Source organism: Paraburkholderia dipogonis, from assembly GCF_046027395.1.
In the GTDB taxonomy this organism is placed as follows: Bacteria; Pseudomonadota; Gammaproteobacteria; order Burkholderiales; family Burkholderiaceae; genus Paraburkholderia; species Paraburkholderia dipogonis_A.
On sequence record NZ_JAQQEG010000003.1, the window covers coordinates 163,490 to 190,286 of the forward strand.

Consider the following 26,797-nt stretch of genomic DNA (forward strand, 5'->3'; position numbering starts at 1 on the left):
TTTAGTTGGCTCCTGCAGGTGCGGTCGTGATGATGGAGGGTGAGAGCGGGGTGGATGCGGGGATCACGGGCGCGCTGCGCGGCGCGCTCATCGCGAGAATCTTGCAGTCGTCGTGGCGCCATGCGATCTCGATCGCGCTGCCGGGCGAAGGCAGCGCATGGCGCTGCGTATTGGGCACTTTCACGACGAAGGAATCGCGCGAACCGAGCGCAAGGTGCACGCGATGATGATCGCCGCAATACACCAGTTCCTGGACGTGTGCGCGCACCACGTTACTGTGTTCGTCCACCTGCGCGCCTTCGGCGCTCGGGATATGCGCGCGTTCGGGGCGCAGCGCGAGCATTGCTTCGTCGCCCACGCGCAGGCCGGGTTCGCAACGGCCACGAATGACGCTGCCATCCGATAGCGCGAGCGTCGCCCAGTCCTCGTCCGCAGTGACGACGCGCCCGGTCAGCCCGTTGTTCTCGCCGACGAAGTTCGCGACGAACGCGTTCTGCGCGTTCTCGTAGAGTTCGCTGGGCGTGGCGGCTTGCTGAATCCGGCCGTCGGAGAACACGGCGACGCGGTCCGACATGGTCAGCGCTTCGGCCTGATCGTGCGTCACGTAGACGATCGTGAGCGACAACTCGCGATGCAGGCGCATGATTTCGTATTGCATGGTTTCGCGCAGGCGCTTGTCGAGCGCGCCGAGCGGCTCGTCCATCAGCACGACGCTCGGCTCGAACACGAGCGCGCGCGCGAGCGCCACGCGCTGCTGCTGTCCGCCGGAGAGCTGCGCGGGACGCCGGTTCGCCAGATGCGGCAGTTCGATCATCTCGAGCGCACGCTTCACGCGCGTTTTCTGCTCAGCGCGGCTCACGCGCCGCACGGAGAGCGGAAACGCGACGTTCTCCGCAACCGTCAGATGCGGAAAGAGCGCGTAGTTCTGAAACACCATGCCGATGTCGCGCTGATGCGGCGGCTTGTCGTCGAGCCGCCGTCCGTCGAGACGTATCTCGCCGCGCGTGGGCGATTCGAATCCCGCGAGCATCATGAGCGTCGTCGTCTTGCCCGAACCGGACGGACCCAGCAGCGACAGGAATTCTCCCTTGCGCACGTCGAGGTTCAAGTCATCGACGACGTATTGGGCGCCGTCGTACGATTTGCTCACGCCCGAGAACGAAATGAAGGAAGGGTTTGACATCGTGATCGCGTCCTGTCGATGGTGCGTCGTAATCAATGCGCGCCGAGCTGCGTCGCGGCGATCTTGCTAGCGACATAGCGCGCGAAGTCATAATTGGGGCGTTCGAGAGGGCTCAAGTGACCGGGCTTCGCGAGCGGCGCGTGCACGCCGCGAAAGACGGCTTCCACGCCGCGTTTGTCTTCCGCGTTGACTTCGTCGAGCAGCTTCTTCAACGTCGTCATATGCGCGTTGGCCTCGGGATCGGCGATGAACTCCGGCGCAAGCCCGCCACCGAAGCGGATATGCACGCGCTCCACGCCTTGAGGCTGCAGCACGAGATACCAGAAGTAACCCGGCGTAAGCGTGACGAGATGCGTCGGGTAGATCGCGAGCAGCGCCGTGGTCTTGCGCCAATGTCCCGTGAGGCGCGTGTTGTCCGGATGCGCGTTGCCGATGGGCAAGGACGCTTCCTTCGTGATCCAGTGATAGTTGAAGGCTGGATAGCCGGGCGGGCATTCCATTTCCTCGAGCCGTGAATGCGGTCCTACTGTCGCGCGATGCAGCATGGGCAGGTGGTAGCTTTCCATGAAGTTTTCCGCGAGGATCTTCCAGTTCGTGTCCCACACGTGCTCTTCATAGAAAGTTTCGATGTAGTCCGACATGCCGTATGCGCCGACGAGCTCGCTCAGTTCGGCGAGCTGCGCGTGAACGGGCGGCGCGCTTTCGTCGAGTGTCACGTAGATCCAGCCTTGCCATTCTTCGCAGCGCACGGCGGGCAGCTTGTAGCTTTCCTTGCAGAAGCCCTCTTGCCGATCCATGAGCGGCGCGCCTTGCAGCGCGCCATCCAGCGAATAGTTCCACGCGTGATAGGGGCAGACGATGCGACGCACGTTGCCGCGTCCTTCGAGCAGCACCGACATGCGATGCAGGCACACGTTCGACATCGCCCTGAGCTGCATCTGTTCGTCGCGCAATACGACGATCGGTTGCGCTCCAATCCGCGCCGTCATGTAATCGCCGGACACTTTGAGCGTACTGGCGCGGCCGACGCATTGCCATTCACGCTCGAAGATAGCGCGCTCTTCCAGCGTGAGGAATTCGGGCGACGTATAGACACCGGGTGGCATCGCATGCGCATCGCCGAATGGCCGTTCGCAACCCGTCTGCAGTTCGTCGACAAGTGCTTGCACTGCGATCGTCCTCGCCGGGTTGGCCATGGTGTCCCCCTTGATTCGTCACGGTGAGAGCGCGTCAACGCGAGGCTTTACGGCGTAGCGCTCAACATGGACACCAATCTATCAAGCCAAATTGCAAGCCAAAATATTGTTTTCAGATACAAAGCAAAGCTTTTGCCTATGCACCGTGCGCGGGCTTGAAGCAGACAATCACGCATTCCCCATCATGCGTCGAAATGCAGCCTCTGGATATAGGTCTCGCAGAACGACGCGAAGCGATGCACCACCTGGCGCGGCTTCATTGTGCGCGATTGCGCGATGCCGAGCATCGTTGCGTTGACGTTGTCTTTGAAACGCTTAATGACGAACTCTTCGCCATCCACGGTGCGATTCGATTTGAGCGGAAAGTTCAGGAGGCTATAGCCGAGACCGTTGGCCACCATGCCGCGCACGACCTCCGGCTGCGACGAACGGAACGCGGGCACGGGACGACTGCCCACCGCATCGAAGAGTGCGGCGAAATACTCGCGGCTGTGCGGCAGGTCAAGCATCACATACGGCTCGGGCAGGAGGTCGGCGAGCGATATCTTGCGCGCGCGTGCCAGACGATGCGTCCTCGGCAGGATCGCATAAGGGGGTAGCGAGAGCAGCGGCGTGAAGGCGATTTCTTCAGTCAAGTCGAGGCTGTAGGTGAGGGCAATGTCGAGCGAGCCGTCATGCAGGCCGCGCAAGAGACCATCCTGATGCGCCTCGACCGTGCGGAACGAGATGCCCGCGTGCTCGTCGATGAATCGGCTAATCAGCCGCGGCATGAGCGGCGGCGCGAGTGAGACCAGGCAGCCGAGCGTGATGGCGCCGGTCATTCCGCCGTCCATTTCCTTCGCGGTGGTCTGCAATTCCTCCGCGAACTTCAGAAGATTGCGCGCTTGCCCGAGCAGATCGCGACCGGCTTGCGTGAGTGAGAGACCGCTCGCGTGATGCCGGATGAAGAGTTGCACGCCAAACGACACTTCGAGATCCGCGAGCGCTGTCGAGATCGATGGCTGTGAAATGTGCAGGCGTTTCGCGGCGGCGGTGAAAGACAGTACTTCCGCGGTGACCACGAAATAGCGCAACTGGCGCAGCGAGTAGCGCAACGGTTGACTCTCCATCGACGACGCTCCGTGTTTTCAGGTCTGTAATGCGCGGCATTGTGAAGCGGTCAAAAAGCCTTGCATAGGCAAATCCGATGCGATGCATTTTTTAAATATATTTTTCAAATTCTGAAGGGGGGCGTAGATTTTCACGAGAGACAAACGGACCAGACGGCGACGCGCTGTCGGAAAACGCTACCGGGTCCGCAACGATCGCGAGCGCTTAAAGGCCGCGACGCCGCGATCGAATCGAAACATTCCGCCTTTTCAGAAGGACACAGCCATGACAGTGGATACAACGTCAATCGACACGCTCGTAGTCGGCGCCGGTCAGGCCGGCGTCGCCATGAGCGAACATCTGAGCAAGCTTGGCGTGCCGCATCTCGTGCTGGAACGCGCCCGTATCGCCGAGCGCTGGCGCACGGGACGCTGGGATTCGCTGGTTGCCAATGGCCCCGCGTGGCACGATCGTTTCCCCAATCTCGAGTTCGCGGACTTCGACCCCGACGCTTTCGCTTCGAAGGAGCAAGTCGCGGACTATTTCGTCGCGTATGCGAATAAGTTTGAAGCGCCGATCCGCACCGGCGTGGAAGTGAAGAAGGTCGTGCGCAATGCGGGGCGGCAGGGCTTCACCATCGAAACATCGGAGGGCACGATCGAGGCCAATCGCGTGGTGGTCGCAACCGGGCCGTTCCAGCGCCCCGTCATTCCGCCAATCGCGCCGCAAGATTCGGGTCTTACGCAGATTCACTCCGCCGACTATCGCAATCCCGCTCAATTGCCCGAAGGGGGCGTGCTGGTGGTGGGCGCGGGATCGTCGGGCGTGCAAATCGCGGACGAGTTGCAACGTGCGGGCAAACGTGTCTACCTGTCGGTCGGAGCGCACGATCGTCCGCCGCGCGCCTATCGCGGTCGCGACTTCTGCTGGTGGCTCGGCGTGCTGGGCGAATGGGATGCCGAGGTCATGAAGCCCGGCAGGGAGCACGTCACGATTGCGGTGAGCGGTTCGCGTGGCGGCCATACGGTGGACTTCCGGCGTCTCGCGAATCAGGGCATCACGCTCGTGGGTCTGACGAAATCGTTCGATGACGGCGTGGTGACCTTCGAAGCGGATCTCGCGGCGAACATCGCGCGCGGCGACGAGAACTATCTGTCGCTGCTGGACGCGGCCGACGCCTACGCCGAGCGCAATGGTCTCGATCTTCCCGAAGAGTCCGAAGCCCGCGTCATTCCCGCGGATCCGGAATGCGTGACGCACCCGTTGCACGATCTCGATCTGGCGAAGGCGGGCGTGACGTCGATTGTCTGGGCGACCGGGTATGCCGTCGATTTCAGCTGGTTGAACGTCAACGCCTTCGATGAAAAGGGTAAGCCGAAACATCAGCGCGGCGTATCGAAGGAGCCAGGCATCTATTTCCTCGGTCTGCCCTGGCTATCGCGCCGTGGCTCCGCATTCATCTGGGGCGTGTGGCACGACGCGAAGCACATCGCCGATCACATCGTCACGCAGCGTAAATACCTGGCTTATTACGATGATGCGCAACGCCAGGCACAGAGCCACGGCGACGAAAGCGTTGAAAGCGTTCAGGGCGTTGAAAACACATCCCCCCATTCACGCGTCCACAAAGTCAGCGAGATGGGCGTGAATTGATGCGTACGCCTCTCTAATCCGCGATCCATTTCTTCCTAACATTAAGGTGCATTGATGAGCCAACCCACGCATACCCGTATCCGTATGTTCAATACGAAGGATACGTATCCGAACCAGACGCTCGACAACGATCTTTGTCAGGCCGTGCGCGCCGGCAACACGGTCTATGTGCGCGGTCAGGTGGGCACGGATTTCGCAGGCCGCATGGTCGGCATCGGCGATCCGCGCGCCCAGGCCGAGCAAGCGATGAAGAACGTCAAGCAGTTACTGGAAGAAGCGGGCAGCGACCTGTCGCACATCGTCAAGACGACGACGTTCCTGACCGACATCCGCTACCGCGAGCCGGTCTATCAGGAAGTCGGAAAGTGGTTGAAGGGCGTGTTTCCTATTTCGACGGGCTTGGTGGTGGTCGCGCTGGGTCAGCCGCAGTGGTTGATGGAGATCGACGTTATCGCGGTCATTCCAGATGGATGGACGCCGCTGAAAGCCTAAGGAGCGGGACATGACATTCTCTATCGTCGGACGTTGTCCGGAATCCGGGCAGCTTGGAATCGCGATCAGTTCGTCCAGCATCGCAGTGGGCGCTCGATGCCCATGGGTGCGCGCAGGCGTGGGCGCGGTGGCGTCGCAAAACGTCACGCTGCCCGCGCTAGGGCCGCAGATTCTCGATCTTCTGGAGAACAGGCAACTCGATCCCGCCGCAGCATTGGACCGCGTGCTCGGCGCGAGCGAGTGGAGCGAGTACCGCCAGGTGACGGTGATCGATGGCCAGGGTCGAACGGCGTTCTTCAGCGGCAAGGAAGCGCTCGGCACGTATCACGCTGTCGCCGGCAAGCAGTGCGTAGCCGCAGGCAACATGCTCGCTGGTGTCGAAGTGATCGAGGCCATGCTTCCGGCGTTCGAGCAGGCATCCGGCACGCTGGCCGATCGCCTGCTCGCGGCCATGCATGCTGCGATAGCTGCCGGCGGAGAAGCGGGGCCCGTGCATTCGGCGGCGCTCAAGATCGTGGGCGACGTGAGTTGGCCGATCGTCGATTTGCGGGTCGATTGGGCGGATGACGACCCCATCGGCCAGCTCGACGGTCTGTGGCAGGCGTATCGGCCGCAGATGCAGGACTACTTGACCCGGGCGTTGAATCCGACCGCCGCGCCCAGCTACGGAGTGCCCGGCAATGAATGACAGATCCAGCCGTGCGCTGCTCGAACGGCTGATCGGCTTCGCCACGGTCAGCCGGGACTCCAATCTGGCCATGATCGAGTTCATTCGGCTTTACCTGCAGGAACTCGATGTCGAGAGCGAGCTGTTCTACAACGCCGAGCGCACCAAGGCGAATCTGTTCGCGACCATCGGTCCGCGCGAGCGCGGCGGCATCGTGCTGTCCGGCCATACCGACGTGGTGCCCGTCGATGGCCAGGCGTGGACCGTCGATCCATTCCGTCTCACCGAGCGCGACGGCCGGCTGTATGGCCGCGGCACGGCCGATATGAAGGGTTTCATTGCTTCGGTGCTGGCGGCGGTGCCCGGATTTCTCGAGCGAGAGTTGAAGCTGCCGGTGCACCTCGCTTTTTCGTACGACGAGGAAGTCGGATGCCTCGGGGTGCGGCCGATGCTGGCGGAATTGGAGCGGCGTGCGCACAAGCCGGCCCTGTGCCTGATCGGCGAGCCGACCGAGCTTAAGCCAGTGCTGGGCCACAAGGGCAAGCTGGCGATGCGCTGTCAGGTGAAAGGCGCGCCTTGCCATTCGGCTTATGCGCCATATGGAGTCAACGCCATTCAATACGCGGCGCGGATGATCGGCCGTCTGGAAGAGATCGGCGAGCAACTGGCACAGCCCGAGCATCACGACGAGCGATTCGATCCGCCGTTCTCGACCGTGCAGACGGGCGTGATCAAAGGCGGCCGTGCGCTAAACATCGTGCCGGCCGAATGCGAATTCGACTTCGAAGTGCGCGCGCTGCCTGGCTTCGACGCAAACCAGGTAGCCGACGAGTTGCAGACCTACGCCGAGGCCGAGCTATTGCCGAAGATGCGCGCCGTGAAGTCCGACACCGACATCCGCTTTCAGCCGCTCTCCACCTATCCGGGATTGGCCACATCTCCCGACAGCGAAGCGGCGCGTGTTTTGGCGCTGCTCAGCGGCTCCGTTGAGTTCGGCACGGTCGCATTCGGCACCGAGGGCGGCCTTTTCGATCAGGCAGGCATTCCAACAGTGGTCTGCGGACCCGGCAGCATGGACCAAGGGCATAAGCCGGACGAATTCGTCACCGTCGAGCAATTGCGCAATTGCGATGCGATGCTGGCTCGCCTGGCGGACTATGTTTCGGCTACGTCCTGAGACGTATAAGCGAGACGATCCGCAAGACCACTCAACTCAAATACTTTCGAATGCCAGGCATGGCGATTCAGTAGACCGAACACGCCTAACTACGCATGGGACGGGAGTAGGCGCTAAAGCGCTAACTCCCGTCGACCGCAAAGCATGGGACAGGAGTAGGCGCTAAAGCGCTAACTCCCGTCGACCGCAAAGCATGGGACGGGAGTAAGCGCTAAAGCGCTAACTCCCGTCGACCGCAAAGCATGGGACGGGAGTAAGCGCTAAAGCGCTAACTCCCGTCGACACAGGAGACGAACTTGAATACTTCGGAACGCAATGCCTCGGCGTTGATCGAGAAACACACCATCGGCTATGTGCCGCCCGAGGATCGCCATGGCAAGGTGCGCGATCTTTTCACGCTATGGTTCGGCGGCAACATCGCGCCATTGCCCATCGTCACGGGCGCGCTCGGCGTGCAGATCTTCCACTTGAACTTGCTGTGGGGCATCGTGGCAATCGTCGTCGGTCAGGCCGTCGGCGGCGTGCTGATGGCGCTGCATTCGGCACAGGGCCCGCAAATGGGCATCCCGCAGATGATTCAGAGCCGCGCGCAGTTCGGTTCATGGGGCGCGCTGCTGGTTACCGTGATCGCAGGCGTGATGTACGTGGGCTTCTTCGCGTCCAATATCGTGCTCGCCGGAAAGTCTCTTCATGGCATCGAAAACGGCGTCCCGGTTCCTGTCGGTATTGTGATCGGCGCGTTGGGATCAGGGCTGATCGGGATCATCGGGTACCGGATCATCCATATCCTGAACCGCATCGGAACCTGGGTGCTCGGGATCGGCATTTTCATCGGATTCGGCTATATCCTCACGCATATCGCCACGGACGATTTTCTGACGCGTGGCGGATTCAACATCGCCGGCTGGCTCGCGACCGTTTCGCTGTCGGCGCTCTGGCAAATCGCTTTCGCCCCCTACGTTTCCGACTATTCGCGCTATCTGCCGGAGAACGTGCGCGTCGCATCGACCTTCTGGGCGACGTATCTTGGCTGCACGATCGGCTCGACGCTCGCGTTCGTCTTCGGCGCGGTAGCCGTGCTCGCGGTGCCGCCCGGCACCGACGCGATGGACGCCGTCAAACAGGCCACCGGACCGCTCGGGCTGCCGATGCTCGTCCTCTTCCTGCTGAGCGTGATCAGCCATAACGCGCTGAACCTGTACGGCGCGGTGCTCGCGGCCATCACGTCGCTGCAGACCTTCGCCTATCGCTGGATTCCCACGGCAAAAGCGCGGGCCGTGCTGTCGATCGCGATTCTCGTCGCATGCTGCTATGGAGCGATCGGCGCGTCGACGAATTTCGTCGGCAATCTGGTTGATCTCGTGCTCGCGCTGCTGGTCGTGCTGGTGCCGTGGACCGCGATCAATCTGATCGACTTCTATGTGATCCACAAGGGCAAATACGACATCCAGTCGATCTTCCAGGTGGACGGCGGCATCTACGGCCGCTTCAATCCACAGGCGCTGATTGCCTATGGCATCGGCATCGTCGTGCAGATTCCGTTCATGAACACGCCAATGTATGCGGGGCCCGTACCGCAGTATCTCGACGGCGCGGATCTCTCGTGGGTTATCGGGCTGCTTCTGACGTCGCCGCTGTATTACTGGCTCGCGTCGCGGGACACCCACTATCGGCGCAGACAAGTGGGCGCCAGTGTCACACGTGGCCCGGCGAGACAGTCATGAGCGCTGGGGTGCCTCCGCATCGGAGCGGCAATTCGGGCGATCGATGGAGGCACCGTCATAGCAGCCGCAAGCCGCCGTCGCACTCGATTACCGCGCCCGTCATGAAGGTGTTCTCCATCAGAAACTGAAGCGCATGCGCGATGTCTTGCGCATGACCGACACGTTGCACCGGCAGGGTTTCGGTCTGCTGACGGAAAAGGTCCTCTTTGACGCCGCCGGGAAATCTGTCCCACCAGGCGGTATCGACCACGCCGGGCGAAACTGCATTGACGCGCAGCGGCGCCAGTTCGCGCGCGAGCGTCCCGATCATGCTTTCGAGCGCGCCGTTGATCGCGCCCAATCCCGCGGTGCCGGGATTGGCAATGCGCGCGGAAATCGCGGTCACGAACGTCAAACTGCCGTCGCGGCGCAGGGCCGCGAGACCCGCTTGTGCCGCTTCGAGCTGCGGCCAGAACTTGGCCTCGAAGCCACGGCGCAAGGAAGTCAAATCGAGGTCCTTGAACAGTCCGGCGCCGTCGCCGCCGGAGAGCGTCAGCACCAGATGATCGATGCCACCCAGGCCGCCGAAGAAACGGTCGAGCGCAGCGCGGTCGGCGCAATCGAGTGCTTTGCCGGCGACGCTCCCACGTCCTTCGAGGCCGGCGAGCGCCTTATCCAGTTTGGCCTGGTCGCGGCCGACTGCCACGACGTGTGCACCGGCTTCCTTCAGCCGCGACACCGTCGCTAGTCCAATACCGGACGAACCGCCCAACACGACGACTTTCTGATTCTGCCAATCCATGTCGCTGCTCCTGTCGATGAAGGGAGGCACCTGCCGATGTGCCGTCACATTGGCTTGCAGCGCACCTCCTTGGGGATAGAATGCGTGTCAGGCTCATATCATTCAAATCGTTTGTGGCGATGACCGACATCATTGAGAATGATTTCAGGCGGTTCGACCTGAACTTGCTGCTGGCCTTTCGCGCGCTGTTGGAGGAACGCAGCGTCACGCGTGCCGCGCAGCGACTCTTCCTTGGCCAGCCGGCGATGAGTGGGGCGCTTAAGCGGCTTCGGGAGGCGTTCGGCGACGAATTGTTCGTGCGTACTCCGCACGGCATTACGCCGACGCCCCGCGCGCTCGAACTGGCGCGGCAGGTCGAGCCCTTCCTCCAATCACTGCACCAGGCGCTCACGCAACCGCCGGCGTTCGATCCGGCACAGGCTCAGCGCGTGTTTCGCATTGGCTTGAGCGATTCGCTCGAGGTCCTGCTGATGCCGGAGATCATGGGCCGCCTCGCCACCAAGGCGCCCGGCGTGAAACTGATCGCCCGCGCTACAGACTCGACGCGCGCGGCGGCGATGCTCGACGAGGGCGCGATCGAACTGGCGGTCGGCGTGTTCCCGGAATGCGTGCAGTGGCAGCGGCGCCGGCCGCTGTTTCAGTGGCGCTTCGTGAGCGTCTACAATCCGCGCATCGTCAAGACGCGCCGCAAGCGCCTGTCAATGGATGAGTTCCTGCGGCACCGGCACGTACTCACCTCGTTCAGCGCTGGCCTGCAGGGCTTTATAGACGAGCAACTAGCCATGCAAGGTCTCAAGCGCGACGTGGTGTTCTCCAGCTCGAATTTCGCGACTAGCCCGTTTATCGTGCGGCACACGCCGGCGATCGCCACGGTGCCCGATTTCATTGGCCGCGTCTGGCGCGACACATTGGACCTGGCGATGAGTCCATTGCCATTCGATGTGCCGGGCTACGAAGTCGCGCTGATGTGGGCTGCTTCGAGGGATCAGGATCCGGGACTCGCGTGGTTGGCAGCAGAGTTTATGGACGCGTTTGATGTAAGCGAAAGAAGATCGACCCATCCTTGATGAAGACGACGCGCGATTCGGTAATAGAAACAACGCGAGCGTTCGTGATGGCGGCGGGCTGCGAGCAGAGCAGCGTGCTGTATCAATGTGCCAGCTAGTCGAGTTCTGCATTGGGCGCCGACTTTCTAACGCTTTAAAGGCGGTCAATGCCAGGATCGATGTCAGTCGACTCCAACAGACCGACCTCGCTTGCGACGAATCGCGCCGTCTTGCTCCCAGCGACTACCGGCCCATCTTCGGCGACCCTCAAAGTCTGTCCATCGGAGCGTCGACGCTCCCATGCCAACGACGCATCAAATCGGTGCGACAGGCCAGAATGTCCGTTACCGAGCGCCTTGTCCGACATGGTGCCGCTCGATTTCTGCGGCCCTCGCTGCACCAGAAAAAATCAATCCAACCAGCAAAAAAAGTAGTTTGCGTCGAAATCGCAGGCAAACCTACGATGCCTACATAAGCTAAGTCGACAGGGCGGCACCGGCAAGAACTCCGGCAATGATGGCTTGAGCTGCTGAACACACTCTCCACGCACGCAGGCGTGGAGAGTGTGGCAAGCGCTTGCATGCCACCGCGACTAGCAATGGGCTTTGCCAATAAGGATTGATGGAGACAGATATGAATACCGCCTTGTCCGACGCTATCGTGGAAGCCCCGATCCCGTTCACGCGTGAACAGAAAAAAGCGATTGCTGCCGCGACTCTGGGCACTATCGTCGAGTTTGCCGACTGGATCATCTATGCAACATTCGCCTCGCTGTTTTCACGGCATTTCTTTCCAGCCCACAACGAAAAGATCTCGCTGCTCTCTGCCTTCGCGGTATTTGCAGTCGGATTTGTCATGCGGCCAATCGGTGGTGCTGTTCTGGGCGCTTATGCAGATCGTCACGGACGAAAGAATGGTCTTGCTCTCTCAGTTGCATTGATGGCCGGGAGTTCCCTGGTGATCGCAGTCTGTCCGGGTTACGCGACGATCGGAATGGTGGCGCCGATTATTCTCGTTGTCGCACGGCTGGTGCAGGGATTTGCAGCCGGCGGGGAATTCGGCTCCGCGTCCACCTTTCTCATAGAGTCCTCCGCTCCCTCACGACGTGGATTTACCGGCTCCTGGCAACACTTTGCGGTGAACGCTGGCGTCCTTGTCGCGGCGCTGATTGGCTACATCCTGACATCCTGTATCAGCGAACAAAGCATGGCAAGTTGGGGCTGGCGACTTGCGTTCGCGATTGCCGGTCTGATGGGATTCGTGGCTCTGTGGGTGCGTCTATCCGTTTCAGAAACCGAAGCCTTCAAGAAAACAGCTGTCAGCCAACAAAATCGACGTCATCCGTTTTTCGTCCTGCTGGGCGAGCATCGTCGGGCCGCGTTGCGCGTGATTGGTATCGCCATGGCAGGGAACCTGTCTGTTTATCTTTGGCTCGTGCTGTTTCCAACGTTTGCCCACATGCGAACTGGTCTGCCGCTGCGCGACGGCTTCAGCGCCAGCGTCATTTCAATCGTGGTCTCGCTCTTCGCAATTCCCTTTTTTGGAAAGCTCTCTGACCGAATTGGCCGCAGGCCTGTTCTGCTCGTGTTTGCTGGCGGTTCCGCAGTGTTCGCGTGGCCGAGTCTTCATTACCTCGCGAATGACTTCTTGACGGACACGGTCATTGTGACGATCGGCATGTTGCTCTCGTCGGGCTTTACCGCCACCTGCGCAGCGGTGATGGCCGAGCAGTTTCCGGCGGAGATCCGCGCGACCGGCGTCGCCCTGCCTTACGCGATTTCAGCGACGCTTTTTGGCGGAACGCTTCCGTACATCGTGACAGCCATGTCGAATGCGGGTTTCTCGGATTACATATGGGTCTACATCGCGGTCGTTTGCGCAGGCGGATTCTGCGTCTACGCAGTGATGCCCGAAACGAAAGGAAGGGTGCTGGATTGATGCATGGGCAATGCGGGTGCCTCTGAGTGAGTGCCTCGTGGAACATTCTTGGAATTGATGGAGAGAGAAATGCGTAAGGTCGTTATTGGCGGTATTGGTATGACGCACTTTGGTAAATTTATCGAGCGGAATCTGAAGTCACTGTCCGAGGAAGCAGTCGGCCTCGCGCTCAAAGACGCTCGCGTTACGGTCAACGACGTAGACCGGATTTTTTTCGGCAACGCGGCAGCAGGCGTTGTTACCGGTCAGGAGATGATTCGCGCGCAATCTTCGCTTCGCAATACCGGGCTCGACGGCAAGCCGATGTATAACGTCGAGAATGCCTGTGCCTCTGGCAGCTCAGCCCTCAATCTGGCGTGGCTCTCAGTCGCTTCCGGACAATCCGAAACGGCGCTGGTGGTCGGTACGGAGAAACTCACTCACGAAGACAAGGCCGTCTCGTTCGGTGCATTCGCGAAGGCCGTCGATCTCGAGGAACCGCTGCCCGAAGGCGTGACAGCCGGTACGGGCTCGCTCTTCATGGATCTTTATGCCGCCAAGGCTCGCAAATGGATGGAAAGGACCGGTGCAGAGGCGAGCGACTTCGCGCGGGTCGTGGTGAAGAGCCGTCGCGCCGGTTCCCTTAACCCGGTCGCGCAATTCCGCAAGGAAACGACAATCGAGGAAGTCCTGGAGAGTCGGATGGTCAGCAATCCGCTCACGCTGTTCATGTGCTCCTCGATTGGCGACGGAGCAGCCGCGCTCTTCATTTGTTCGGAAGATTACGCGAAGAAGCACGATATTCGCCCTGTCTACATTCGCGCAAGTTCGATCGTATCCGCGAAAGCCGATGGGTCAGGTGATCTCGTTGCAGTGCGAGCGGCGAGAGCAGCATACGAAGAAGCGGGAATTGGCCCGTCCGATGTTCACGTGGTCGAACTTCACGACGCATCGGCGCCGGCCGAACTGATCCATTACGAAAATCTGGGCCTCTGTCCTCCGGGCGATTCTGCCAAACTCATCCGTTCGGGTGACACCGACGTCGGCGGCCGCATCTCAGTCAACCCGAGCGGCGGCCTTCTTTCCCGTGGTCATCCGGTCGGGGCGACAGGGGTCGCGCAAATTGTTGAATTGACCCAGCAACTTCGGGGAACGGCGGGCGCTCGCCAGCGTCCGGGTGCCAAAGTGGCACTCGCCGAGAACAATGGTGGTCAACTGGCGGGTGATTCGGCCGTCGCTCTCGTAACCATCCTCTCGACTTGAAACCGAGACGGGCTGCACCGCACGCCATGTCGCCGATAGGACGGCAGTGCGGGCAGTCAGAGTGGCGCGCGGATCAGGTCTGCCCGCCACCCACCGAGAGAAGCCATTCGCGGAAAGCCGTAAATTCGGGCGACGAGATGCGGCTCTTGGGATAGACAAGATAGTACGTGAACGCGCCTTCATCGAGAACAAAAGAGAACGGCATCACGAGACGACCGGAATCCAGATCTTCTGTTATCAGAACACGCTGCGCTATTGCGACGCCATGCCCTTGCGTGGCCGCGAAGTACGCGAGGATCGAACTCTCATAACTCAGACCACCGAGCGGATTGACGCCTTTTACGCCCGCAGCATCGAGCCACTTTGCCCAATCTTCCCGGCGAGCAAGCGAATGAAGCAAAGGTACTGTGCGCAGAGACTCCGGCGTCGCGTCCGTCAGGTCCGGATGAGCGTGCAGGAATTCCGGGCTGCATACAGGGACAAGCTCGTTCGGCACGAGCCGATCAAAGCCAATGTCGGATGACGGCGCGTGGGACAGCCGAATCGCGGCGTCCACATCGTCGGTATTGAAGTCGACCGCGTGAAGCGACGTTGTCAGAATCACTTCAATATCCGGGTGTTGAAGATGAAATGACGAAAGGCGAGGGATGAGCCAATTCCTCGAAAATGTCGTGTAGGCGCGGATTTTGAGGTGCCGCCTGCGTCGACTCTCGGTCAGATTGACGGTCGCGGTGCGCATCGACTCGAAGGCGCGAGCGATGTCCACGAGATAGCGCTCGCCCATCGGCGTTAGCGTTATCGACCGATGTCCCCGGTCAAACAACGTCACCTCGAGTTGATCCTCGAGCAGCTTGATGTGGCGGCTTACGGCGGCGGGCGTGACATGCAATTCCTCGGCGGCCAGTTGGACGCTGAGGAGTCGACCCGCAGCTTCGAAAGCTCGCAGAGCGTTGAGAGACGGAAGCGTTCGCATGACGAAATGTTACCACGTACCCACGTGGGTCGATTCGTCGAAATCTCCGTTGCGACGGCCGCGTGGCATCGACACGCTGGCCGCTATCGCGGCGAAAAACGCCTACGTGACGCAGGAGGCGGACGTATGGAAGGAGGTGTGAGAAGCGCGTCGGACTTCGCTGCGTGAGCGCAGAAAAAAGCTGTGATAGGCAGCGCGAATTCCGACTGGGTCGCGGGGATTTGTGGGGGGCCACCAGTTGTGAACTTCATTCGCCGGCGCGGCGCCAGGAGTGAACGAAGCGGCTGCTTCACCTTGATCAGGTCGCTGAATCCGAGGACCCCAGAACGTCGACAGTTCGACGCGGATCCAACCTCAAGCGATCGACTTTTTCGCGGCCAGGCTCCGAAACACTTCCAACGCGCTGCGCTCCACCCAGTTGTGTCTCAGCAGGCCGTCGTCACCAACATGCAAGACTGCCGTCCCTGTCATGTCAATCGGCGACCCGCATGATTCAGAACCCATAAAGCCCTTGTTTTTTCCCGTGACACGCCAGCGAGTCACCACTCGGTCGCCCGTCTCGTTCTGGAATGTCTCGATGACATTGAATTCGAAGTCGTCAATGCTCGACAGGAATGCCGCCACCCACTTTTTGAACGCTTCGCGCGATCTGATATCCACACCGCCGGACGTCACGGTGAAGTCTTCTGAAACCAGATGGTCCGCAGCGTTCGGATTCCGCAACTGCCATACTTCACGCCAGAATTTCTCGGCGATCTGAACTGAATCTCGCTTTGCCACTTTCAACTCTCCTGCGTATTGGTGATAGAAATTTCGTTTGTCGATTCATGCTTTTCAGTGGACTGCACCATCACGGGTTCAGGGCGTCCAGGAACTGTACGAACTTTTGCTGGCGTGCGGGACAGCCTATAGGGCATTTTTATGAGCGGCCAGAATGCCCCATCATTGTCCCGACCGACACTCAATATATCGGCCAGAAAATCCGCGTCGTCCATGATCTCGTCCATACGAACTACAGGCACGGATGCAATGTCCAGTGACTCAAGCTTTGCTATCAGGAGGTCACGAGTCATCGCTTCACATTGAGCGCCTGATGTCTGGCTACGAACCACTTCAATTTCCGCGGAATTCTTTGCCTCGGCCGAGACGTATCCGTCCGAACAGGCAATCGTCATGCCTTTCGAAACAGGATTGCCGGCAGCAAAGAGACAGCTCCATGCCGCCACGTCCTGCATGGATATCTCGATGAACCTCCCGCTTTCTTCGGACGGTTCGACGAGTTCGGCGACTATCGCAAACAAGGCTGCCTGGCCGCCGAGAATGTCGGCTGCCGATGCGCCTGCTTTTACGGGAGAGCCCTCACCATCGCACGTGAGATCCATGAGACCACTCATTGCCTGGATGACCGTATCAAACGCAGGTCGCGTCGGATAGGCGGACTCGATTCCAAATCCCGAGATCGAGCAGTAGATCAGCGCCGGATTAATCTCTTTCAAAGAGGGACGGTCCAGGCCAAGTTTGGCTAGGGCTCCCGGACGAAGGTTTTCGACGAGAACATCACTCGTGGCGAGCAACGCTTCGAGGTAACGCAGGTGAGATGCCTGCTTCAGATCCAGCGAAATGCTCTTCTTGTCAGTGTTGTTGAGGGCAAAGAAATAGCTCAGCCCGTCTTGTCCTGGAGACCAGTTTCTCGCAACTTCCCCCTCCGGCGGCTCAACCTTGATCACTTCGGCACCGAGCGCCGCAAGATGTTTTCCGACGAGAGGTGCGGTGGTGTATTGCCCAATCTCGATCACCCGGACGCCCGCCAACGCTCCGGTTGGACTCGGGCCTTGTCGCGCCTCGAATCCTGCGGCGTAACCAGCGGATTTCGCAGTCAACCGTCGCGGAGTTCCGGCTGCATTACCGTGAAACTCGCCGTCGTTCATCAGAGGGAATGTCCGGAACGGCGTAACTGCTGTATACGTGTGCTTCCCGATTTCACCTGCCAAAATCTGTGTGGCGGCCACTGGATGCCGCAGCTTGAAATTCGGTTCTTCATGGAGCGACGATATGGGTACGATGGGCCCCGCTGCCACGCCGATTTCCTCGCACAGGGCGCAGCACTGATCGGTAGTCAACCCGGAAGACCAGGCCTCGATAAACGGATCAAGTGAATCTACGTTGCGGACCCTTTCATTCAAGGTCGCGAAGCGATTGTCGTCGAGTGCCGGTTGATTGATCGCGATCTTCAGTTTTCGCCACTGGTCTTCGGTACTGGTACAAATCAGAACCCAACCATCGAGTGTCCGATATGCGTTCCACGGGGCGCACGCCGGGTGCCGGTTCCCGACACGTTCAACGCTGCTGCGGGCGAACGCTTTCGGCAGAAAGGTGGTCAGTGCGCTGCTTGCGCAGGCGAATAGGGAAACGTCGATGTTCTGTGCAAATCCTTGCGTACGAAGGACTCGCGATGCTGCCGCTATGGCCGCCGCAGCGTATAACGCTGCGGAGATCTCGGTGAACGGGATACCGATGTTCACCGGTTCTCCGCTTCCAAAGCCCGTCGTGTCCATCAGGCCCGTGATTGCCTGAATCTGGCCATCCGTCCAGCGGCCTCCCAATCTCGCACTCTGCGGGCCCATAGCGGATATGTCGCAGACGATGAGCTTGCCAGACGCCTTCAAACTCGATATCTCCGCCCACGCTTCAAAACCGGCTGTATCAGACGAGACGATCACCACGTCGTACCCTAAGAACGAGGGTAACGAGTCAGGGTCTGCAACATGCACTTGCGCACCCGCGTGTCCAAGCAGACTCGCGCTCAATTCAACTGCACTGCGTGAGCCCCACGCGAGAATTCGCATTCTGTCCAGCATTCCAGTCTCCTAAACGTCCGGTGTCTATCCATTGACCGATGACAGGATTGATCGCGTGGTAGCAACACACGCCGCACCCTGATTCAACGATATGGCAACCAACTGGGCGGTACAACCGACATTTCCTGCCGTTTGAATTGACTTTTGATGAACTGAATGAAGAGTGATGGCAACGCGCGTGGACTAGCTACAGTGAAAGTCAATCGAACTCGACGAAAAAGTGAATTGCCCACCAAACAGCGGGGCAATAGCATCTATCTCAATCGGTCCACGCTTCAACGGGGGTGGCCCGAGCGCTCGCCGGCATTCATGGCGGCCGTGTTCCTTCATCTCTTCGCGTGCGTAAACATCATGAACTCATCTGAAACTGGTCGCGACGCCGAAGTCGCAATTATCACCGGCGGTGCCAAAGGCATTGGCTTCGGTATTGCGTCGGCTTTGGCGCGGAAAGGTCGACGGATCGTCCTGTTTGACCTGGACCGCGACAGCCTCGAGGAAGCCACGACTACCCTTTCACGCGCTGGGGCCGACGTCCTGGGCATGCCAGTGGACGTAACGAGCAGCGAATCCGTGAACCAGGCAGTGGATGCGGTCGCCGAACGACTGGGCCGGCTGGATGTTCTGGTGAACAACGCCGGCATCGTGAAAGACAAACGCATCACCAGGATGAGCGACGATGAGTGGGACTCGGTCATCAACGTCAATTTGAAATCGCAGTTTCTGTGTTGCCGGGCGGCTTTGAAACATATGGTTCCGGCCAATTATGGTCGCATCGTCAATATCTCATCGCGGGCATGGCTGGGTGGCGTGGGGCAATCGAACTACTCGGCGGCCAAGGGTGGCGTAGTAAGCCTCACGCGAAGTCTGGCGCTTGAATGGGCGAGTGCTGGCATTACGGTGAATGCCGTTGCTCCGGGAATCGTGGACACGCCACTGTTTCGCAAATTTGACGTTGAACTGCAGGGACGTCTGAAGAAATCGGTTCCGGTCCAGCGCATTGGAACACCCGACGATATCGCCCAGGCGGTTCTGTTTTTCGCGCAAAGGGAGTCGTCCTATATCACGGGACAGACGCTATATGTCTGCGGTGGGCGATCGCTGTCCTCGCCGAGCGTTTGAGGAGCAAGGCAATGACCATCCATTACTCAGTTTCGGATCAAATCGCAACGGTTACCTTGGATCGTCCGGAAGCGCTGAACGCACTCGATCTGGAGAGCCTGAAGGAACTCCGCGCCGTTCTGGCTGAGGCTCGGGATGACGAGGAGGTTCGCGTCATTGTGCTGACTGGCGCCGGGCGCAAGTCGTTCTGCGTGGGTGCGGACTTGAAAAACACGCTGCCGCCTTCGACCAGCTTCAGTTCGTCGTTCGTGAAATCCATCGATCGCGCCGCTGCTGAAGGTGTCTACGTCCGTCTGATCGAACTCAGTTCACTTCGAATCTTCAAGCCGATGATTGCCGCCATCAACGGCTATTGTCTGGGCGGAGGCCTTGAGCTGGCCCTTCAGTGCGACCTGCGCATTGCCGCCACTAACGCTGTGCTCGGCCTGCCTGAAGCTGTCGTGGGCAGCATTCCAGCCGTCTGCGGCATTCAGGCGCTTCAGAAAGCGGTTCCCTCCGCCGTCGCAATGAAAATGCTGCTGACAGGTGGCAAGGTCGACGCAGGATACGCAGAACGTGTTGGGCTGGTGTCGGACGTGGTTGAGCCCGAATCCCTGATGAATAAAGCCTTGGAGCTGGCAAGGATCATCGCGGGTAACGGGCCGCTGGCCGTCCAGATGATCAAGAAGGTCGCCGAAACCAGCAGCAATGTGCCACTGACACAGGCTCTTGAATTCACGGAGTTGGCGTGGGGCGCAATGCGGGAATCGGAAGATCGCATCGAAGGGCGCCAGGCTTTCGCGGAAAAGCGCAAGCCGCAGTTCAAGGGTCGATAAAACCAGCGCGGTTGCAAGCAGTGCCCGAGGCCAGCGCAGACGCATGGGCGTCACAACTGGCCTCAAGAATTTGAACGATGCGTCAGATATCGGTCGTCTCAGGGATCATCGCTGCCTGACCTCGATATGTCCCGTCTTCGTCGAAGAGTTGCCACACGGTGGCTCGTTCAATCCAGAAACGCCTGCCGGATTTTGCCACCCGAATGCCGCGATATCCGGTAACGAATCCGTCGCGTCCTACCTGATCGAGGAACGCCTGGCGTTCGCTGCGCTCCGGTGCTTCAGCCGACAGTCGCGAATGCAGCGAGGTAAGCTCATCCCAGTCGTATTCGAAGAGGAACTGCGCGCGCTTGTTGCCGTAGACGAACACGGGATCAGCAGCGGTGTTGTGCGCCAGAATGCCAAACGGGGCCTCGGCATAAAGCCATTCAACGCCCTGAGCGAGGCTTAGTCCGTTGGGAACAAGCGGTTTCCCAAGGAGTCGCTCATAAGACCCGGCGATAAGCTGGAAGAAGCCGGTATCGGTATTCATTGCCATACAGTATTGCTCCTGGATTTCAGTTGATACTCCGCGCCGTTGGCGCAACCCTCCGCCACCGCAATGCGCTGTATAAGTGAGGCAAGTTCAAGAGCCACCGCGCGAGTCCCCAGTAGGTGCTGATTGCCGGGAAGTTTCTCGTCGCGAAGTTCGGCCTCGACTACGATCAACCGCGCATGCCACGATTGTAGTTCGAGACTCTGGAGGTCCGTCAGCAAGTCGCCGATCGACTTTCTGGCGTTCAACGGAAGCAGCTCGACGCGCGAAGCTTCCTTCAGTTTGAGAAGTTCAACTCCAATCTCTATCCACGCCATGCATTCGTCCACCTCCTTGACGGAGGCGGCGGGCAACGCGAGTCGCACCAGCGTATCGATACTGCGGCATTGCCACGCATGGCGCATTTCGACCGTTTGCTGCGCGACGGGCGAAGCGATCAAGGCCCTGATCGCTTCAGCTATCCGTTTGAGGCGCTGTTTGCGCCAGTGTTGTTCAAGCCTGCGCGACGGGACAAGATGGAAGGCTAGCGCGGCCAGTGCGGAGCCGGCCAGCACACCCAGCGCATGCGCGCTTATGGCGACCGTGGTCGTATGAGCGATGGACTCTGGATCCGACACGACGAGGAACACCAGGCAAAAACCCGACGCCCAGAACGTGTTCGAAAGCACGGACGCGACAATAATCCCAAGAAACACAATGCCGCCCTCTGCGAGCGAAACGCCCATCGCGTGAGGAAGATGCGGCGAGACCATCACGTAGAACAGGAACGCTGCGCCGGCCCCGACCGCGCCCGACGCGAGAAAATGACGGCCCGTATCGCGCGGGTCGGGACGGATGGCGAAGAGGGCGATTGCGATCGCCGTGAACGCAACGAACAGCGGTCCGCCTTGCCAACCGGTGGCAATCCAGATAGCTCCGGCTAACATTAACGCGAACCCGGCGCGCAACGCCGCAGCGATCGCGTAGCTGTGATCAAGTGCGTAGAGCGGGGCTGGATAGCTTTCTGTATCGACGCCGCCTCGTTCCCCTGTTAAGGCGGCAGAGGTTCTCAGTGCGATTTCCGTTGCGTCGAGGAGTGCCGATACGAGATCGATGCGCCGGCGTTCAATCGCATTTCGTGCCTGAATGGATACGAGCATGTCACGCAATGCCTGCATCTGACGCCGAAAGTCCGGCAGCTTTTCGATGTCGCGTGCCGGATCGTCGTGCAGTGCGCCAGCAATGGACCTGAGCAAGACGGATGCCGTGGTGACGGCGACATCGACCTCTTCGCTTATCGGGTTATTTCTGGCGGCAGCCTCTTCGAAGTTCCGCTCGACGCTTCTCGACACCAGGAGCAGATCGAGCAATGCTGGCACGACTTTGTGCAAACGGCCAGCACGAGCCCATAGCGACGGCGACTCGGCGACTGCACTGTGAACGGCGCCGTCAAGCGTCAGGATATCGCTCAACTGGTTCCGCAGCCGTTGCGGGCCGCTGCCGTCAGCGGCCCAGGCGCGCGGCAAGCCGACGAGCCGGTCTGCGGCCCAGGTGCATGCCGTCGCAATCGCGCGACGAATACGTCGGCTTGCATGCCCGCTTTGTACGTCGCGCGACAAGAGAAGCACGAGCAAGGCGCTGGCGATGCCGATGAAAATACCGGCGCAACGATCTCGTCCCACCTCGAACAGTTGGCCGGTTTCGCCCGTGAGCGACATGGCAATGATGACGGCGCTGTAGCCGGCCAGTACCGCCGCGTAGGCGCGGTAATGACGCAACGAGAGACCTGCATACACAGACACAGCGAGCCATGCCGCCAGAAACCCGATGAGCAGCGGCTCGTTGCCGTGCGCCGCGAAAGCTAGCAGAACGCCGGTTGGCGCGCCAATTGCCGTTCCGATCGCCCGGTTGAGCGATTTCAGCAGACCGTCCCCGCGTGCTGGAAGCCCTACGGAAACCGCGGTCCATGCGGCCCAATGCGGCTCGTGCAGGCCAAGGAGCAGCGAACAGAGTAGCGCGAGCGTCGCGGCCAGTGCCGCACGGCCTGCGAACATCACGAGGCTATAAGAGGGTATCCATTTCGAACGCATTGCCTTGCCAGCCCTTCAGTCGGTGTCCTTGCATAGGGACGATCGTCGGCGTGCGATTACGTCGGCGACCGTCCTGGCTGCTCAGCGTGCTCAGCTCAGCACGAACGGGTTTTCGACACCCGGCGTGGGATTGATGAAGACACTCTTGGCTTCGAGGTATTCGTAAATCGCACGAATGCCATTCTCGCGGCCGATTCCCGACGCTTTCACGCCGCCAAACGGTGCGAGATAGCTGACGAGGCGATACGCATTGACCCACACGCTGCCGGCTTCGAGCTGCTTCGGCACCGTCATGGCGCGGCGCAGGTCACGCGTCCAGACGCCGGCCGCCAGACCATAGTTGCTGTCGTTGGCAATCGCGATCGCTTCCTCTTCCGTGTCGAACTTGATGACCGCTACGACCGGTCCGAATACCTCTTCCTGAGCGATGCGCATGTCGTTGCGAACATCGACGAAAATGGTCGGCTCGACAAAGAGGCCGTTCTCGGTGCCCGGCCGCGTGGAACGTCCGCCACCCAGAACGAGGCGTGCGCCTTCCTGCTTCGCCACGTCGATGTAATACAGCGTCTTTTCGAGTTGCGGCTGGGTCGAGACAGGGCCCATGTTCGTCTCCGGCGACATCGGATCGCCCAGTCGCACGTCCTGCATGAACTTCACCAGCCGCTCGACGAACTCGTCATGGATGCTCGAATGCACGAGCAGGCGTGATCCGGCCATGCAGCTCTGGCCCGTTGCCGAGAAGATGCCGGTTACGGCGCCCTTCACGGCATCGTCGAGGTTCGCATCCTCGAAGACGATATTGGCCGACTTGCCGCCCAGTTCCAATGAAACGCGCTTGAAGGAACGTGCCGCGTTTTCATACACATGGCGGCCACCGCCCTCACTGCCGGTGAAGGCGACGCGTGCGACCAATGGATGAGCGACCAGCGGCTCACCCACTTCTTTTCCGAAGCCGGTCACGATATTGACGACGCCGTCCGGCACACCGGCCTCTTCACACAGTTTCGCGAACAGAATGGACGATGCCGACGAGAACTCGGATGGCTTGATGACGACCGTGTTGCCTGCTGCAAGCGCCGGCGCTATTTTCCATACCGCGAGCAGCAGCGGCGAATTCCACGGCGCGATCGTTGCCACTACGCCGAGCGGCTCGAACGTGCTGTAGTGGAAAATGCCGGGTTTGTCGAACGGTGTGACGTCGCCCTGAACCTTGTCGGCGAGGCCGCCGTAGTAGTAGAACCATTGCGGCAGATACTCCATCTGCTTGAGCATTTCGGCTTTCAGCTTGCCGTTATCCTTCACTTCCATGTCGGCCAGCTCCTCCGCATGCGCGGCGATCGCATCGCCGATCTTGTGCAGGACCATGCCGCGCTGGCTCGCTGTCATCGTCGCCCAGGGGCCGCGCTTGAACGCTGCATGAGCGGCCCGCACCGCGGCGTCGACATCTTCGGCGGTGCCGCGCGGCACCTCGGCCCAGATCTCCCCGTTGTAGGGGTTGAGGCTTTCGAACGTCCGACCATCGCTCGCACCGCGCCACTCGCTGCCGATGCGCATCTTGAACTGTTCCATCACGTTACTCCTTGACTGGTTACGGTGAGTTCATCGTAGTTGCCTGACCGGCGTCGCGGAACTCCCCATTACTGCACGCCGCATGTGAAGAAATGCGCATCGGGTTCTGGAGATGCGCATGCTTCCTTTACGCGACGCTCATTGACCGAAATAGATGCTGTCCCGTGCTTCGGGCGCGGTCACGGTGCGGCGTCCGCTTTGAGAGTGGCCCGTGACGGTGCCTCCCACAGCCGATGCGCTGGCGTTCGTGGCGGCCGTGTTGGCGGCCTGCAGTGCGGCTGCTGCGCGCAACTGAGCGGTGGGGTACGTGGTATCGGGCGCGTCGAGTACACCCGCTTCGCGAGCCTGGGTCAGTTCCGCCCGCACTTGTGCGCGGGTCTTGCCGTAGTCGGCAGGTTCGGCGAACACTGTGGAGGATGCGATTACACTGGCAATAACAACAGCCGGGATCAGTACGCGTTTCATTTCATGCTCCTTGGGAGATCGAAGAGAAGACGTTCAACGACGAGGCGGAAAATCTACGATCCGTCTTGTATTGTTCGTCGATCGGTGAACTCATTATTGCTACCGGTCTTCTATCTGCCAATTCCCGAAATGTGCGGATGGTCCGTGAAGAAATGCACAATCTTTGGTGATGTGCTGCTGGCGTCACCCGTCGCCGGGGAAGCAGTTGGCAATGAACTGCATGACGCTACGGATGGCCGGCGCGTGCCGCAGATCGTTGTGGATGGAGAGCCATACTTCACGCGTCAATGGCTCACCTGTACTTTCGACGAGGCTCAGGCTCTCGTCCCAATCGCCAAGGAAATAAGGCAGGGCCGCCACGCCCACGCCGGCCCGCGCCGCCGAGACCTGCACGTCGAGACTGTTACTGCGGAACACAACCGGACGCGAATTGGCCTGGGCGTCCAGCCACATCTGTTGCACGGTTCCGTCCATGCTGTCGTCGTATCCAATGAACTCATAGTCAGTGGCGACGTGGGACGCCAGATAGTCCGGCGACGCATAGAGTGCAAATGGAATGACAGCGATCTTGCGCGCGACAAGGTCAGCCTCGGCCGGCCGGCTCAAGCGCACGGCGATATCGGCTTCCCGCCGTATTAACGACACGTTGCGCGTATCCGCGATAAGCCGTACGTGCACCGCCGGATGCTGCGCACGCAATTTGCCGAGATGCGGCGCGATCACGCTGCTTGCCATCGAAGGCGGCGCGCTGATCACCACTTCGCCGGAAACGACTTCCTGCCCGGCGATCGACATCCGCTCGACAGCAAACGACTCTGCCTGCATGCGCTTGCCGCGTTCGGCGATGCGCTCGCCGTCTGTGGTCAGAACATAGGCACGTGGGCGGCGGTCGACTAGCTTGAGTTCAAGGGCCTGTTCGAGTGAAGCAATTCTCCGCGCGACGGTCGCGTGGTCGACCTTCAATTGCCGCGCCGCTTTTGCGAGGGATTCTTCCTGACTGAACGCAACGAAATAGCGTAAATCCTCCCAGTCGAACATGGGTGCTCTCCTTTTCTCTCTTGATCGTCCGAATCTCGAGGTGACGCAGCTGGACAAAGATATTAGAAGCGGACTGGACCGATCTCAATCAAATATTTTTGTGCCCACGATTGACTTTAGATGCAAGGCTGCAGCTGTGCGCGGACTTGTGCATTGCTGCACCCGCGGCCCGCATGTTTGGGGAATTGGCGGGGCCGCTCAGGTGGGCAAGAATGGCTGCAACGGATCAACGCACCGGAGCGCGAAGGCAGACCTTGCGCAGACACCGGGTCGTTGGGTCCCTTCTTATCCGTCAAGGAGCCTGACATGAAACGCATCATGATCGCATCCGGCACGGCTGCGCGTATCGAGCGCGACCGCATCGATTTCCGTCATTGAGCGAGGACATCATGAGCAAGAAAACACTCGTCATACTCGCTCATCCGAACCTTGCCGAGTCGCAGATCAATGCGGCGTGGCGATCCAGGCTCGAGGAAGCTGCGGGTCCGGTCACGATTCGGAATATTTATGAGCTATATCCGGACTGGAATATCGACGTCGCCGCGGAGCAGGCGCTCCTTGAAAGCCATGAGAGGATCTTTCTGCAGTTTCCGCTGTACTGGTACAGCACTCCGCCGCTGCTGAAGAAATGGCTCGACGACGTCCTCGCTTATGGCTGGGCATACGGTCCGGGTGGCAACCGGCTGGCACACAAAGAAATAGGGCTGGTCGTATCGACCGGCAGCCCTGAAGCCGCATATCAGACAGATGGCCGTGTGGGACACACGCTGTTCGAGCTGCTTCGTCCGCTCGAACAAACGGCGCGCTTTGTCGGCGCGCGTTATTTGCCTCTTTTCGCGCTACAAGGTGCGAATCACGTTATTCCGGCGGATCAATTGAGCCGTAGCGCGAACGACTATATCGAGCACATTCGGGCACCGCACGACCAGGGCGAAATCATGGTCCACCAACGCCGGCGAACGGAGAGTCTCAGCATGTGAAGACGATTAGAAACATCAGCGGCTGCGCGGCGAACGCCGCGTGCCCTTGGCCTGAGGCTTCGACAATGCGTTGTCAGGCTCTTCAAGACCCGGAAGTACCAATTCTTCCATTAACGCCAGTGTCCGTGGGTGTTCGCCACCAGTTCTAAATGAATAGTGAATGCTCGATGTCACTGCGCTGTAGTCGG

Annotated in this window: 24 protein-coding genes; 12 read left to right on the forward strand and 12 right to left on the reverse strand. The window is 60.1% G+C overall.

Going from position 1 to position 26,797, the window contains the following annotated elements:
* Window position 1: 1 nt before the first annotated feature.
* The 3 genes from PQR32_RS04710 to PQR32_RS04720 form a co-directional block, all read right to left on the reverse strand.
* Entirely contained in the window at window positions 2–1,183 is a 1,182-nt protein-coding gene (locus PQR32_RS04710) for an ABC transporter ATP-binding protein (RefSeq protein WP_408222734.1), read from the reverse strand.
* Window positions 1,184–1,215: 32 nt separating this feature from the next.
* Window positions 1,216–2,379 carry an SRPBCC family protein gene (locus PQR32_RS04715; protein ID WP_408222736.1) on the reverse strand — a complete coding sequence of 388 codons (1,164 nt, stop codon included), beginning with the start codon at window positions 2,377–2,379 and terminating at the stop codon, window positions 1,216–1,218.
* 182 nt (window positions 2,380–2,561) lie between these two features.
* Window positions 2,562–3,488, reverse strand: a complete 927-nt coding sequence (locus PQR32_RS04720; RefSeq protein ID WP_408222738.1) for a LysR family transcriptional regulator — start codon at window positions 3,486–3,488, stop codon at window positions 2,562–2,564.
* Window positions 3,489–3,753: 265 nt separating this feature from the next.
* Between PQR32_RS04720 and PQR32_RS04725 the strand changes: the two genes are divergently transcribed.
* The 5 genes from PQR32_RS04725 to PQR32_RS04745 all read left to right on the forward strand — a co-directional run bounded on the left by PQR32_RS04725 (window position 3,754) and on the right by PQR32_RS04745 (window position 9,181).
* The gene (locus tag PQR32_RS04725) at window positions 3,754–5,121 is read left to right on the forward strand and encodes a flavin-containing monooxygenase (RefSeq protein WP_408222740.1); all 1,368 of its coding nucleotides are present in this window, start codon (window positions 3,754–3,756) and stop codon (window positions 5,119–5,121) included.
* Window positions 5,122–5,175: 54 nt separating this feature from the next.
* Window positions 5,176–5,613, forward strand: coding sequence for a RidA family protein (locus PQR32_RS04730; RefSeq protein ID WP_408222742.1), 438 nt, complete (start codon window positions 5,176–5,178; stop codon window positions 5,611–5,613).
* Between the two features lie 10 nt (window positions 5,614–5,623).
* Window positions 5,624–6,301: a DUF1028 domain-containing protein gene (locus PQR32_RS04735; RefSeq protein ID WP_408222744.1), complete on the forward strand. Its 678-nt coding sequence runs from the start codon at window positions 5,624–5,626 to the stop codon at window positions 6,299–6,301.
* Window positions 6,294–7,457, forward strand: coding sequence for an acetylornithine deacetylase (gene argE / locus PQR32_RS04740; protein WP_408222746.1), 1,164 nt, complete (start codon window positions 6,294–6,296; stop codon window positions 7,455–7,457). The genes PQR32_RS04735 and argE overlap by 8 nt, the downstream gene beginning before the upstream one ends.
* A 296-nt stretch (window positions 7,458–7,753) precedes the next feature.
* Complete coding sequence (locus PQR32_RS04745) at window positions 7,754–9,181, forward strand: purine-cytosine permease family protein (protein ID WP_408222748.1); 1,428 nt, start codon at window positions 7,754–7,756, stop codon at window positions 9,179–9,181.
* Between the two features lie 55 nt (window positions 9,182–9,236).
* On the opposite strand, the gene PQR32_RS04750 is transcribed toward PQR32_RS04745, so the two are convergent.
* Window positions 9,237–9,962: an SDR family oxidoreductase gene (locus PQR32_RS04750; RefSeq protein ID WP_408222750.1), complete on the reverse strand. Its 726-nt coding sequence runs from the start codon at window positions 9,960–9,962 to the stop codon at window positions 9,237–9,239.
* 119 nt (window positions 9,963–10,081) lie between these two features.
* On the opposite strand from PQR32_RS04750, the gene PQR32_RS04755 reads away from it, so the two are divergent.
* The 3 genes from PQR32_RS04755 (at window position 10,082) to PQR32_RS04765 (ending at window position 14,188) form a co-directional block, all read left to right on the forward strand.
* The gene (locus PQR32_RS04755; protein ID WP_408222752.1) at window positions 10,082–11,029 is read left to right on the forward strand and encodes a LysR family transcriptional regulator; all 948 of its coding nucleotides are present in this window, start codon (window positions 10,082–10,084) and stop codon (window positions 11,027–11,029) included.
* A gap of 612 nt (window positions 11,030–11,641) precedes the next feature.
* Window positions 11,642–12,946, forward strand: a complete 1,305-nt coding sequence (locus tag PQR32_RS04760) for an MFS transporter (protein WP_408222754.1) — start codon at window positions 11,642–11,644, stop codon at window positions 12,944–12,946.
* 69 nt (window positions 12,947–13,015) lie between these two features.
* The gene (locus tag PQR32_RS04765) at window positions 13,016–14,188 is read left to right on the forward strand and encodes a thiolase family protein (RefSeq protein ID WP_408222756.1); all 1,173 of its coding nucleotides are present in this window, start codon (window positions 13,016–13,018) and stop codon (window positions 14,186–14,188) included.
* 73 nt (window positions 14,189–14,261) lie between these two features.
* On the opposite strand, the gene gcvA is transcribed toward PQR32_RS04765, so the two are convergent.
* Window positions 14,262–15,161 carry a transcriptional regulator GcvA gene (gcvA, locus tag PQR32_RS04770; RefSeq protein ID WP_408222758.1) on the reverse strand — a complete coding sequence of 300 codons (900 nt, stop codon included), beginning with the start codon at window positions 15,159–15,161 and terminating at the stop codon, window positions 14,262–14,264.
* Between gcvA and PQR32_RS04775 the strand changes: the two genes are divergently transcribed.
* Window positions 15,160–15,303 carry a hypothetical protein gene (locus tag PQR32_RS04775; RefSeq protein ID WP_408222759.1) on the forward strand — a complete coding sequence of 48 codons (144 nt, stop codon included), beginning with the start codon at window positions 15,160–15,162 and terminating at the stop codon, window positions 15,301–15,303. The two genes, gcvA and PQR32_RS04775, sit on opposite strands and share 2 nt — an antisense overlap.
* Window positions 15,304–15,515: 212 nt before the next feature.
* On the opposite strand, the gene PQR32_RS04780 is transcribed toward PQR32_RS04775, so the two are convergent.
* Entirely contained in the window at window positions 15,516–15,941 is a 426-nt protein-coding gene (locus PQR32_RS04780; protein WP_408222761.1) for an ester cyclase, read from the reverse strand.
* A gap of 2 nt (window positions 15,942–15,943) precedes the next feature.
* Complete coding sequence (locus tag PQR32_RS04785; protein ID WP_408222763.1) at window positions 15,944–18,019, reverse strand: CaiB/BaiF CoA-transferase family protein; 2,076 nt, start codon at window positions 18,017–18,019, stop codon at window positions 15,944–15,946.
* 351 nt (window positions 18,020–18,370) lie between these two features.
* Here PQR32_RS04785 and PQR32_RS04790 point away from each other — a divergent pair, with 351 nt between their 5' ends.
* Together PQR32_RS04790 and PQR32_RS04795 are read left to right on the forward strand one after the other, a co-directional pair.
* Window positions 18,371–19,138 carry an SDR family NAD(P)-dependent oxidoreductase gene (locus tag PQR32_RS04790; protein ID WP_408223059.1) on the forward strand — a complete coding sequence of 256 codons (768 nt, stop codon included), beginning with the start codon at window positions 18,371–18,373 and terminating at the stop codon, window positions 19,136–19,138.
* A gap of 11 nt (window positions 19,139–19,149) precedes the next feature.
* Complete coding sequence (locus tag PQR32_RS04795; protein WP_408222765.1) at window positions 19,150–19,953, forward strand: enoyl-CoA hydratase/isomerase family protein; 804 nt, start codon at window positions 19,150–19,152, stop codon at window positions 19,951–19,953.
* Between the two features lie 82 nt (window positions 19,954–20,035).
* Here the strand turns inward: PQR32_RS04795 and PQR32_RS04800 are convergent, their stop codons facing one another.
* From PQR32_RS04800 to PQR32_RS04820, 5 genes are all read right to left on the reverse strand, one after another.
* Window positions 20,036–20,491, reverse strand: coding sequence for an MEKHLA domain-containing protein (locus tag PQR32_RS04800; RefSeq protein WP_408222767.1), 456 nt, complete (start codon window positions 20,489–20,491; stop codon window positions 20,036–20,038).
* The gene (locus tag PQR32_RS04805; RefSeq protein ID WP_408222769.1) at window positions 20,482–22,557 is read right to left on the reverse strand and encodes an FUSC family protein; all 2,076 of its coding nucleotides are present in this window, start codon (window positions 22,555–22,557) and stop codon (window positions 20,482–20,484) included. Before PQR32_RS04805 ends, PQR32_RS04800 begins: the two co-directional genes overlap by 10 nt.
* Window positions 22,558–22,647: 90 nt before the next feature.
* Entirely contained in the window at window positions 22,648–24,126 is a 1,479-nt protein-coding gene (locus PQR32_RS04810) for an aldehyde dehydrogenase (protein WP_408222771.1), read from the reverse strand.
* 138 nt (window positions 24,127–24,264) lie between these two features.
* Window positions 24,265–24,591, reverse strand: a complete 327-nt coding sequence (locus PQR32_RS04815) for a DUF4148 domain-containing protein (protein ID WP_408222773.1) — start codon at window positions 24,589–24,591, stop codon at window positions 24,265–24,267.
* Window positions 24,592–24,774: 183 nt separating this feature from the next.
* The gene (locus PQR32_RS04820; protein ID WP_408222775.1) at window positions 24,775–25,629 is read right to left on the reverse strand and encodes a LysR family transcriptional regulator; all 855 of its coding nucleotides are present in this window, start codon (window positions 25,627–25,629) and stop codon (window positions 24,775–24,777) included.
* Between the two features lie 389 nt (window positions 25,630–26,018).
* On the opposite strand from PQR32_RS04820, the gene PQR32_RS04825 reads away from it, so the two are divergent.
* Window positions 26,019–26,609 (forward strand): NAD(P)H-dependent oxidoreductase, encoded by a 591-nt coding sequence (locus PQR32_RS04825; RefSeq protein WP_408222777.1) that lies wholly within the window; start codon window positions 26,019–26,021, stop codon window positions 26,607–26,609.
* Window positions 26,610–26,797: the final 188 nt, after the last annotated feature.